Source organism: Vibrio sp. JZG120 (genome assembly GCF_053890955.1).
In genome coordinates, this window is the sequence record NZ_JBSRRK010000001.1 from 1,085,448 (window position 1) to 1,097,457 (window position 12,010).

Genomic DNA, 12,010 nt, shown 5'->3' on the forward strand with positions numbered 1-12,010 from the left:
TGAGTTCGTAAATTGTTATAAATAAACGATTACAACGAAAACAAGGAAGACAAACATATGACTATTCGTTTTAGTCAACTTGCCGCTCAAGGGAACACGGCTCACCTATTTATTGACGATTGGAAAATAGATACTCAGCAATCTTGGGGAATATTCAGCGCGGATGGGGATATTGGAGCTCTACTTGGAGACCTTATTTGTGGTGAACTTTCACCAATAAGCGGGAAACTTGAGCTTGATGGGCTGTCCGTTGCTCAAGTGTCGTTATCAGAGCAACAGCGATTACTGGAAAGAGAATTAGAAAAGGACGATACAGACTTTCTTGATCGTATCGATCAAGGCAGTACCGTTTACTCACTCATTCAGGAGCACAGCCAAGACGCTAATTTAATAGATCAGTTGATTACCGACCTCGACCTAACTCACCTTAAACACAGTGGCTTTCGTGTTCTCTCTACAGGGGAAACAAGACGAATGATGCTAGCTCGCGCTTTAGCAACACAGCCTGATTTGTTACTGCTAGATAACCCATTTACTGGTTTAGATATTGCCCATCGAGCAGCTCTCGCTCACTATTTACACTCGCTTTCTCAAACCGTACAGCTGCTGGTCACCTTCTCTCGCGAGTCTGATATACCTGAGTGGATTGATCGCGTTGCGCTTTTCAGTGCGGGAAAGCTGGACAGTACGATGGATAAATCCAGTTGGGATAATCATCCAATCATTGAACAAATTAAATCTCAGTCCGAGCAACAGAGTGAAGAAATGATGAACTTGATACGTCAGCATCAGCACTCGACACACTTCGACAATCCAATATTTGAACTAACAAATGGGTCTGTTGAATACACTGATAAGAAGATCTTTACTGACTTAAACTGGCGAATAGACAAAGGTCAGCATTGGCAGGTCAAAGGCCCAAATGGCTGTGGGAAGAGCACCTTGCTTGGGTTAATCTTTGGTGATCATCCTCAGTGCTACAGCAATGACATTGATATCTTTGGTAAAAAGCGAGGGTCTGGCGAGACAATCTGGGAAATTAAGCAGCACATAGGCATGGTATCTTCAGCGTTACACCTTCAATACCGCGTTAACTGCAGTGCGCTAGACGTGATTTTGTCCGGTTTTTACGACTCCATAGGGTTGTATAACCAACCCACTCGTAAAGAAGTGGACATCGCAAACGAATGGCTCGACATCCTACATATGAGCCAATACCGAAAAACCTCATTCAAGCAATTAGAGTACGGTCAGCAGCGCCTGTTGTTGATTGCAAGAGCCATCGTTAAACAGCCTACATTACTGATTTTGGACGAGCCATATCAAGGGTTGGATTTTCTTGGCAGGCGTTTAGTTAAGAATACTCTTGAGCTCATCGCCCGAGAGAATTTAAGCCAGCTATTGTATGTATCTCATTACCAAGAAGACCGCTTGGATAGCATCAAGAATGAGCTAGAGTTTGTTTTTGATGACAATGACCAATGTTACCGGGCTAACGTTTACCAATCATAATGACTTCGCTGAGCAAGTTGATCATAAGGTAAAGGCTTGGAGTAAAAATATCCTTGATGATATCGCACTCCCATCTTTTTCAAATGGTCGGCTTGCGCCGTTGTTTCTACACCTTCAGCGATGAGTTGTACTTTTAGCTCTTCCGCAAAGTGAACAATAGCTTTTAAAACGGAAGCACTAAGGCTAGGTATACCAATAGTTTCGACAAAACATTTATCGATTTTTAGGTAATCAATACGCATGTGCTGCAGAAACGCCAGCGAGGTTTGACCGGTACCAAAATCGTCGATTAACACATCAATGCCATGTACTCGCAGCGCTGCGATACACTTTCTGGCTTCAGCATCAATGAGTTGACGTTCTGTTATCTCTATGCCTAATGAGACGTTATTTCGACTTAACTTCCTATCAATGAGTTGAATCTTTCTAATCGCGTTTGGCCCAACTAAGTAACCGGGCGGAACATTAATACCAAGGTGAACAGACTGATTAAAGTCTAATTTACTAAAGTCTTCTGCCGCTTTATCGAGAACGTAATCCGTGAGCAAAAAGACCAATCCACTTTGCTCCGCCGCTGGTACAAACTCATCAGGAGAAATGAACCCTTTATTCTGATGTTCCCATCGCACTAGGGCTTCAAAACCAAATAGTTGACCAGTATTGACGTTAATCTGGGGCTGGTAATACAGAGTCAACTCGCCTTTCTTTATGGCTTTCTTTAAATCCAGAACCAAGCTTCGATGAGGATCGATAAATTTATTTAACGCATATAAGCAAAGATAGATAACAAAAATGATTGGAATTGAATACAAAAAATAGGAAAGTGTTCTTTGTTTGACAAATAGATCGCTAGCTTCACTCAAAGCTTCATATTCAAACATTTGCGACGATTTGATGCCAATAGGGTTACTTCCCGTTCTCAACGCTTCTTCAGGTGCAACTTGGTCATGGATAAATAAGGCAGAGCGTTTTAAACGTAAATCGTTATTAAATCCTATCTTCGCATTAAAGTAGTCATGATCAATAATCGTCACCGCTTGATAACCTCGCTCTCCTTCGGTCACGACGAGCAAAAATTGGTCATATACGCTATCCACGTTTCCAAGTGCTAATGCTTGTCCCTCGGGAAATGTAATGTGCTCGACTAACGGCTTAGAAATTACGCCCAGTTTAGAAGAGCACGTAATGATCCCATCTTTTACAATCAGCATTTCTTCGATATCTCGTTCAAACATCAAGTTTTGCTGAAGCTCTTCACATCGTCTAGGATGCAACAAAGCCGTGCGGTTTTCGGTCTCTATTTGGAATAAAATTTCGTCTGCGATTTGAACGTTTTTTTCTAATAGATGGTTGAGGTTGTTTTGCACGCTTTCACGAGCTAAATACAAGACTTCGCCAACAATCAAAGGAATGGGCAACAAAAAAATGATGGCTTTTTTAAAAAGCGCCTTATTCAGCATATAAAAGTAACCTTTTATAAAACCGATTTACTGAGATGGTATCTAGATTCTGATACCCACTAGCAACTCTCGTTTATAATATTATTCATTTAGATTAACTCAGTATGCGAAACACTTATTAATACCGCAAACTAAACAATGCCTTAATCCCTCTTGTTCCAATTTAGCATCAAACGACTCAAACATGAGACGTCAATACGACATCATTTTTGAGCCCATCGGTACCAAGGTAAGCCCTCAGCCATCAAATTCTCACCCTGCGAGAATTACCCATTAAAATTATTTTTCTTTTCTCAGTGATTAAGAATTATATTTGTCGTAATTCATATAACACGTTACAACACTCTCATGACGACAAACAAAGCTAATGCGAATCAGGTAAACGAAAAAGCACTGCAGTTGTTAATGCAAGTTGCAGTTAGTCCATTCCCAGTCTCTGCGAAAACGCTAAGCGAGCAATTGAACGTTCCTTTGAGCAGTCTCTACCGACACTTGAAGCTGCTCAAAGAGTGGAACTTGATTGAAGAAAGCGTACACGACAAGACATTTGTCGTTGGCCCGGCAGCATTGCTGCTCATGCATAGCTATGAGACCGCACAGCATGGTTTAGATATGGTCGAAACCATACTGGCTCGGTTGGTACAACAAACAGGGGAAATGGCCGCTTATATGGTACCTGCAGGGTATCGCGCGCTTTGTGTCAGACAAAAAGAAAGTATGCAGGCGCTGCGTTGCAGCTTCGTCCAGGGTCAAAGTCAACCTCTGCTACGTGGTGCCTCATCTAAAGTGATGCTCGCTTTTATGCCTCAAAGTCGATGCGAGAAAATCTTGAGATACTTTAATCAAGATCACCGACGAGACGAATGGGAAAAAGAGCTCACAACCATCCGTAAACACGGATATGCCGTCAGTACTTCTGAAATTGACCCGGGTGTTTCTGGCATCAGTGCACCAGTGATGAAAGGAAGCAAACTGATCGGCGCGGTCTCGGTGATGGCTCCGGCCCACCGAGTCGAAAAGGATAAGCAGCGCATTATTTTGCATGTGTTGCAAGCGGCAAGGGCACTACCACCAGAAAGGTAATTCATCATGTTAAGCTTTTTCAAACGCTATAAACTCCACCACACCGTGAAACAGCCGCAGCATTACCCTTTTTCTTTTATGACAGTGTGTGAGTATTTGCCACCCATGTCTAAGGGCGCGTTTGAATTAGCTGATCAAAGTTTAGAAAATGCTAGCGACTGGCTGTACCAACAGCATGATCATGAAACCGCTGAAAACTTTGGTCACTTCAACCACGACAAGCTGGAAAATGGCGAGTTTCAGGAAGCGTTAAGCCTTTCGCTTTCTCGTCATTCTATTCCCGTTTTAGTGACCAACTGTACCGAGGCAATCTTGTCCATGTTACCTGTGGTCGTGTCCTATCGAGACGAAGTGGGTGTGGTAAATATTGGACATGACATGAACTTGAAGCCAACACTTGAACCACGTTTAGGCTCGGCATTCCATTTTGCTCTTTCTCGCTATCAAAACGTGCGATTATTTTTTGCTGGTGTTAGCGAACAAGATACAAAGCAAGAAACGTGGGAATACGCGGAGGATCAAGGTTGTGACTGGGTAACCGATAAAGAGTTTTCTTTTCGTCATCGCAATAATGTAAAGCAGTTGATCGGCAATTACCTCGACCATTGCGACCAAATAATCCTAAGTATCGACCTTGGCTCCCTAAAAACCAAAAACAGCCTTGATGGTACCTCAGAGATTGATATCCAAATGGTTCTACGCACCATTAGGCAATGTCTGGTTGCAGGTAAAGTCAGAGCCATTCAACTCGTAGGCGATCGCGATCGTCTGGTCTATTCGAGACAAACGAAAGCCATACTAGAAGAGTTATATCAAATGGCCCCACTCATTGTTCACGCAGCCTAGGATTAAGTTCTGTTCAGAATCAGGACGCTCAAGCTACTGGTTCTGAATCAACATGGTTAATTATTATCTTTTACCAACAAATAGTTACATGAATAAAGCGACTCATGTCACACTTAGCTATTGAACTAATCTCATACTTAAGTTCTAATAACGCCACTAAGCTTTGGTATGACATACGAAATAAAAATAGCCAAAGTTCAATAAGTAAGCGGATTAAAAACCAAAAACACCGCCGACATTTCAACTTCTGTGAGCACTTGCTCACGCTCGCTTGATGCCATCTTGTTCCACTTTTTTAGGACATTTGATGATGCGTCTTTGCAGTATTTTCGCTTCGGTTCTTGTTTTACCGCTAGCCTCACACGCCACCACTTATGACGTCAAAGATCTATCTGAGTTAGGTCAACTTTGCTCACACAAGAGTTTTAGTATCGAAAGCGATGGCACGACTTATCGCTGTACAGGGGAAATAGTCCTACCCGCAGGTGACAAAATTGTCTCCTCATTACCGGAAAAAGAGATAACGTTAAAAGCAGATTATGGCATTGTGTTAGAGGGGAACAATACGATTGGTGAACCCAATAAGCGTATCTCTCTACACGCACTCGCTACCGGATTAACGGTTAACAATGAGAAAGCTTCAAGCATTGACGATTACCAAAACAAGCACACTGTTATCTATGGTGATCTTCTATCGGCTTATCCTACAAAGCTGCATAACATTCTCATAGACGGGAATATTAAGCTAACAGGTTCGACACTTCACATTGATGGAGCATACAACACCATTATTGGTGAGATTTCGACACACAGCACGACCGATATATTCAATGCAAACATCTGCGGTAAGGTCGAATCACAAGGCGACACACTACACCTAAAAACAAACCATCCTTTACAAGATCATTTTGTCGTCGGTGACATTGTGGCGCACAGTTCTCTGCTTATTGATGACATGGAGATCTACGGCACTACTGAGACTAAAGGAGCATCTGCCGCATTGAACGGTTCGTTCTATGGCTCTACTACAGCAATTAAATACTTCCAAACATTGAACTTCAACAACGCTCCAAATCAGCCAAGTCAAGTTTGTGGTGAAATCCAACAAACGCCAGGAAGTGCACAAACGAAAGCACAAGACAACAGATACACGCAATACTGTGGATTGGGCGACACTGATTGTCACTACTCCTCTCAGGTCTGTCCGATTACCCCTCAAGATGTTCCGAATTGCAGCATGCAACCTCCATCGGAGAACGACTTCGACCTAAGCGTCACACCATCGGACGATATGGCACTGATGTGCGGCGACGATCTTCCGCAATTTACAGCAACAACAACCAATAATGGAGAAATTGTAAGCGCAGAAGTCAGTGCCGCCCTATCACACCCTGACTTGTTCACTTTAGAGGTGATCAAAGGTCAGCAGACATTAAAAGCAAACCAATTTATGTCTGACGACAATGGTGAGCTCGTTGTTCGAGTGGTCCCGAACGTTATTGATACCATCGCGTTAGGTACTAACTACACGCTGACTTTCACTATGGCAGAAGACACCAGCAAGCATCAAACGGTTAGCTTTATGTTTACGCCATTTATGTTTGAGGCCTACTCAAAGACGAAAAGCGCCACTTTAAATGAAATACGCGTTATTGCAGGTAAACCAGAAAACGTGCATACGCGATTGCTGGCTTGTGCCTCCACAGGCGAACCTGTAGTGGCAAGCAACTACAATGGTACTCCTAAGGTTTTTCATCCATTGGTTCAACCATTAGGAGGAAGTGAAGGAAACTTTAGCTATTCAGCGGAATTTAAAGACGGCTTGTCTGAACATGGTCTTATCACGAACGAGTCCGGCATATTTGAAGTGACATTGTCCGATCATTTTGAATGTGAGGGATTTGAAGAGTGCCCAGAAGAAGGCAAAGTGGAAGTGAAAGGAACATTTAATGTGTACTCGCGACCATGGACACTGGCTATCTGTGACAACCAACGTGCTTTGCCTTCTGGCACCTCTGAACAAGGAGATGGGTTTATTGCCGCCGGAGAACTTTTCTCTCTAACAGTGAAGCCGATCATTTGGCAAACTGACGGCTCTGTAAGTGGTTCTGTTGAATCAGCACGTTATTGTGATGCCTCTATCACCCGTAATTTTATGCTTGATGACGCTCCAGCGGCATCCGTTGTCTTGTCGAGTGAGCAACATACGCCATCAGAGACAGCGAACCAAACCTCGAAATTGCTAAAAAGTAGTGACTCACTGGCTCAGGCGCATAATTCAGCCAAGAATGATCAATTCGTCTTTAATGGATTATATTGGGAAGAAGTCGGGAGCTTGAGAGTAAAAACAAACCTAGAAAGTAAATATCTAGGTATGACTGTTAACGAAGGCTATCGTTACATCGGTCGTTTTTACCCAAAATATTTTCAAGTGCAAGACCAAGAATGGCACTACCCACATGGCCAAACTTTTGCTTACATGAATCAACCTTTTGAGAAAGTCACTTACGATGTTGTCGCACTCAATGCGAATAAGGAAAACGTGAAGAACTACGTCCACTTTTCATCTAACCTTCAACAACATTTCGACTTAGGCGAACTAAGCTCATACTCCGAACGGTTTTTGCCGCCTAAGCCTAAGAAGGTAGACTGGAAACTACTGGGTAACGCGAGTGTTGGAACGTTTGTGATCGAGAAGCCCTCGACCAATGCGACTTGTAACAATAGCCCATGTTGGAAAAAGAACACAACCGATAAACAATACCCTGATGGTCCATTTAATAATGGGACTAACAGTGACAGCAGCAAAATAGGTATAGTCACGACTAAAGCCGTTGATGAGGTAAATTTCTTTGATAACAGCGAAGTGCTCACTCAACAACCGGACATTCGATTCGGTCGTTTGAACTTTCAAGATGTGGGTGGCAACCAAGGCATGGTGATCAAAGTGCCACTTGATGTGGAAATTTGGCAAAACGGTCGATTTACGACTAACTTCGATGACAGCTCAACAACGGCGAATGGTGAATATTACTTCAGCACGCCAGTTTGGTCGCATGCGCCAGCAAACAACGCCCTGCTTTCTGGCGTTGGAACGATGAGTATTGGCAGAATGACCGATATCGTTGCAAGCCAAATTGACTCAGCGCGCGAGCAAATACAATTCCACCTAGATTTAGACAGCTCAGGCAATCGCATCCCTTGGCTGAAATACGACTGGGATAGCTCTACAAGTGAAGAGGAAAACCCACCCGTCATTGTTACGTTTGGTATTCACCGAGGAAACGATCGCATTATTTATCGTGGTGAACCCAATATGCTTGGCCTAAATTAACACGAAACGGCAAACAAAAAGAGCCCCTCAATTGAGGGGCTCTTTTCATCACAAACTGATGTAATTTACTTTGCGCCACGACGCGCTTTCAGGCGCTTCACCATAGCAAGACGACGCTCTGCCGACCCTTGGTCTGTTGCTGACTGGTTCGGATTATTACGACGACCTTGACGATTCTTGAATGCTGGTTTTGAGTGCAGCTTTTCAATGTAAGATTCACGCTGTTTTGGTTCATAGCCTGCAAGCTCAATACGGCGAATGCGTTGCTGGATTAGATTTTCAACCTGAACCACCGTGAGCTCTTCATCTCGGTTTACAAATGAAACAGCATGACCTTGTTTACCTGCACGGCCCGTACGACCAATTCGGTGAACGTAATCTTCCGCTAGGAAAGGCATGTCATAGTTCACAACGTGAGGTAAGTCTTCAATATCTAGACCTCGAGCAGCGACATCGGTAGCCACCATGACACGTGCTTTACCGGACTTAAACTCTTCTAGCGCACGACGACGAGCACTTTGAGCACGGTCACCATGACAAACCACCGCTTTGATACCATCAAGTTTCAGCTCTTTTACCACTTCGTTTGCGGTCTCTTTATAGTTCACAAATACCAACACTTGTTTCCAGTTTTTGCGACCAATTAGCTCTGAAAGCAGTTCCGTTTTTCGCTCTTGATCAACTGGATATAGCACGTGAGCAACTGTTTGTGCCGTAGTATTTGCACGCTCTACTTCGATACGTTTTGGTTTACGCAGAATGTCTTTCGCTAACAGATTTAGCTGGCTTGAAGTCGTTGCCGAAAACATCATGATTTGCGGATCTGTATCCACATCCAGCATGATCTTACGAACTGCATGAATAAAACCCATATCCAAGATACGGTCTGCTTCATCAAACACCAAAAACTCTAAGTGTGCCACCGAGACATTACCTTGTTCGATGTGTTCTTCCAATCGACCAGGTGTAGCCACAAGGATATCAACACCATTTTCCAGTGCCGCAACCTGAGAAGACATTTTACGGCCACCGAAAATCGCCGCCACCGACAGATTGGTGTACTTCGTATAAGCTTTGATGTTGTCAGCAATTTGTTCAGCAAGCTCGCGAGTTGGAGCCAAGATAAGTGCACGAGCAGTCTTACGAGAAGCGCTACGGTTACTGTCTAACAACTGCTGAATCATAGGCAGAGAAAACGCAGCCGTTTTACCAGTACCTGTTTGTGCTGTAGCGAAAATATCATGGCCTTTGCGAGCCATTGGAATCGCCTTCTGTTGAATTGGCGTTAACTTTTCATAACCGCATTCTGCCAGTGCTTTAACCACTTCTGGCGCAAAACCTTGAGATGAAAATGACATTGAGCGTATTCCTTAAACAAACCACTAAAAATAGCTTTAAAAATTTAGCCGTGCACTATACCCGAATTTGAGTGATTTATCTCACTTTTCTCATTGAAACGCTACAAAAGCAAAAACGGCGAACGCAGACAGATTGCAGGCTCACCGTTTCCGTTTAATATTTGTTCGATTTAACGCTTAATGCCAGACAGCTGAAGGAGAATTTGCTCAAGTTCATCCCATGGCAACAGCTGAGAATCTATCACTTCTAATCGTGATTCAAACCCTTCTAAGCTGATTTCATTCACCGACACGACTCGGTTGGCAACATTAAACGCGTAGCACCCCTGATCCGTGTTGACCACCGCTTTAACGCGTTCCGCCGTTAAGTCCGAAAGCATTGAGAAAAGTTTATCAAAATCAAACGTGTACTCTGCCCCAAACAACCACCCGCAGCTAAAATACCCTTGCCCTTTGTTCTCTTTACGCACAAAGGTTTCACCTGGCGGCAACTGGAATTGAGGCTCTTGGTGAGCATGGTCATGATGGTGTGACTCGATATGGGAAGAAGCGCTGCCGTAAACCCGTTCGATATCCAAGATTTCTATCGGTAACTCACCGTCATGAATAAGCTTACTGAATACTTTTGAGGGAGATTGGTCCGTCACCCAGTCATTAAACACATCAATGTCGTGACTGGTACAAAGGTCAACCTTACTGCCTATAACCACGTCTGCGCTGTCTAACTGGTCCACGAAATTTTGGTTAGAAAGGTACTTTTCATCACTTAAGTTACGCGGATCAACCAGAGCGATCGTCGCTTTTAGATCAACGTAAGGTTCATACTGTTCTGAGGTAAGCGTCGCAATAACCTGTTTTGGATGACCAAGGCCTGTCGGCTCAATCAATAAACGGTCCGGTTTTTGGCGCAGTAACGCGGTAATACCGACCGACATTGGCACGCCCGCCGTGCAACACATACAGCCACCCGGCACTTCTTTAATCAGCGCACCTTGGTCTGTCATCAATGCACCATCGATGCCAATCTCACCAAATTCATTGACCAAAACCGCCCAGTTTTCGTTTTCCGGTTTGTTCTTCAGTAGATTTAAAATCGTGGTCGTTTTACCGACACCCAAAAATCCGGTCAGTATGTTGGTTGGTACTCGATTTGACATGCTTATCTCCGACACGTTAGTGCATTAATGCTCCAGCAAAGTATACGGAGAATGTGACTCGCTTCAACGCTTTTTATCGCGCTCATCAAGCTCATTGCGTGATGCGTGGGTACACATTTTTTGAGAGTGATCAGAGTGACTTATCAACTCTGAACGCTTCATATCAGAAAGATACATACTGGTGTAAATGACGCAGGTAAAAAACGCGATAATAGCGACTACGATGGGAAGAACTCCGAGCGTGTTTTCGAATTTAAGCGCAGCGATAGCCAATGCGAAAACAACGACAGAGATAAGTGCGATAGACTTACTTTTGTTGCTTTTCATGATAACTCGCCTTTCGTAAGGGTAGCCCCTAACACCTCCTGTATTAGGGGAGTGCCAGTTTGAACAACATCCAACCTGACTATTCAATGCTACTCCTTTCGCTACTTGTGAAATTTGACAAAGCTAACATTTATTACAACATCAAACGATGAACTTATTACTAGCTTTCATACACTTAGTGGACTGTAAAACACTTACTAGCAAATCGACCCGCCGCTGACCAATATGTCGTTTTCATTGGCAATACAAACTTGAGCCACCAGCCTTAGCCCTTCGACTATCATCTCCAGAGACATGGAAGGCTGACTGCCATCTGCTGCTTGTTCTGGCAATAATGGGATATGAACAAACCCATGACGAATAGGTTTGTCTTTTAGATAATGTTGGATGCCATAAAAAAGGTGGTTACATACAAATGTTCCGGCACTGTTGGAAATCTGGCTAGGTATCCCCTGCTTTTGCAGCGTTTGAACAATACGCTTTATCGGCAGCGTCGAGAAGTAAGCATCTGGGCCGTCAGCCACTACGGGATCATCAATCGGCTGATGACCAGCGTTATCTGGAATACGAAAATCATCCACATTAATTGCGACACGCTCTGGGGTGATCGCGCCACGTCCAGCCGCTTGCCCAACGGTAATCACACAATCTGGTTGGTGCGCTTCTATTGCATCAATAACGGTATTCACTGACTCATACCGAATCACAGGAACTGGGCAAGTAACGATCATGGCATCTTCTATTGCCGCAGCCTCTAATCGCTTGACCGCTTCTAAGGCGGGGTTAATGGCGTCACCACCAAAAGGTTCAAAACCGGTAATCAGGACTTTCTTCATAACAGCCTTTAGGAAAAGAGTTTCACAAATTATTGCACTCCCCTTCACCCCATCCAATAACAAAAGTATTGTTGACATAAGCCAGACAACATTATGT

Annotated in this window: 9 protein-coding genes; 4 read left to right on the forward strand and 5 right to left on the reverse strand. The window is 43.8% G+C overall.

Going from position 1 to position 12,010, the window contains the following annotated elements; all coding sequences use genetic code 11:
• The first annotated feature begins 57 nt into the window (after positions 1-57).
• Complete coding sequence (gene modF / locus ACWPOD_RS04640; protein ID WP_256951657.1) at positions 58-1,512, forward strand: molybdate ABC transporter ATP-binding protein ModF; 1,455 nt, start codon at positions 58-60, stop codon at positions 1,510-1,512.
• On the opposite strand, the gene ACWPOD_RS04645 is transcribed toward modF, so the two are convergent.
• Complete coding sequence (locus tag ACWPOD_RS04645; RefSeq protein ID WP_256951656.1) at positions 1,500-2,972, reverse strand: EAL domain-containing protein; 1,473 nt, start codon at positions 2,970-2,972, stop codon at positions 1,500-1,502. The two genes, modF and ACWPOD_RS04645, sit on opposite strands and share 13 nt — an antisense overlap.
• Positions 2,973-3,320: 348 nt before the next feature.
• On the opposite strand from ACWPOD_RS04645, the gene ACWPOD_RS04650 reads away from it, so the two are divergent.
• From ACWPOD_RS04650 to ACWPOD_RS04660, 3 genes are all read left to right on the forward strand, one after another.
• Complete coding sequence (locus ACWPOD_RS04650; protein WP_065646954.1) at positions 3,321-4,055, forward strand: IclR family transcriptional regulator; 735 nt, start codon at positions 3,321-3,323, stop codon at positions 4,053-4,055.
• 6 nt (positions 4,056-4,061) lie between these two features.
• Positions 4,062-4,901 (forward strand): arginase family protein, encoded by an 840-nt coding sequence (locus tag ACWPOD_RS04655; RefSeq protein WP_005391051.1) that lies wholly within the window; start codon positions 4,062-4,064, stop codon positions 4,899-4,901.
• A gap of 307 nt (positions 4,902-5,208) precedes the next feature.
• Positions 5,209-8,235 carry a DUF6701 domain-containing protein gene (locus ACWPOD_RS04660; protein WP_456231597.1) on the forward strand — a complete coding sequence of 1,009 codons (3,027 nt, stop codon included), beginning with the start codon at positions 5,209-5,211 and terminating at the stop codon, positions 8,233-8,235.
• A gap of 65 nt (positions 8,236-8,300) precedes the next feature.
• Here the strand turns inward: ACWPOD_RS04660 and ACWPOD_RS04665 are convergent, their stop codons facing one another.
• The 4 genes from ACWPOD_RS04665 to pcp form a co-directional block, all read right to left on the reverse strand.
• The gene (locus tag ACWPOD_RS04665; RefSeq protein WP_005386186.1) at positions 8,301-9,593 is read right to left on the reverse strand and encodes a DEAD/DEAH box helicase; all 1,293 of its coding nucleotides are present in this window, start codon (positions 9,591-9,593) and stop codon (positions 8,301-8,303) included.
• Positions 9,594-9,763: 170 nt separating this feature from the next.
• A complete protein-coding gene (locus ACWPOD_RS04670; RefSeq protein ID WP_085343608.1) occupies positions 9,764-10,750 on the reverse strand; it encodes a CobW family GTP-binding protein in 987 nt (328 codons plus the stop codon).
• 63 nt (positions 10,751-10,813) lie between these two features.
• Complete coding sequence (locus ACWPOD_RS04675) at positions 10,814-11,077, reverse strand: hypothetical protein (RefSeq protein WP_005391057.1); 264 nt, start codon at positions 11,075-11,077, stop codon at positions 10,814-10,816.
• 197 nt (positions 11,078-11,274) lie between these two features.
• The gene (gene pcp, locus ACWPOD_RS04680) at positions 11,275-11,913 is read right to left on the reverse strand and encodes a pyroglutamyl-peptidase I (RefSeq protein WP_085343607.1); all 639 of its coding nucleotides are present in this window, start codon (positions 11,911-11,913) and stop codon (positions 11,275-11,277) included.
• Positions 11,914-12,010 lie beyond the last annotated feature (97 nt).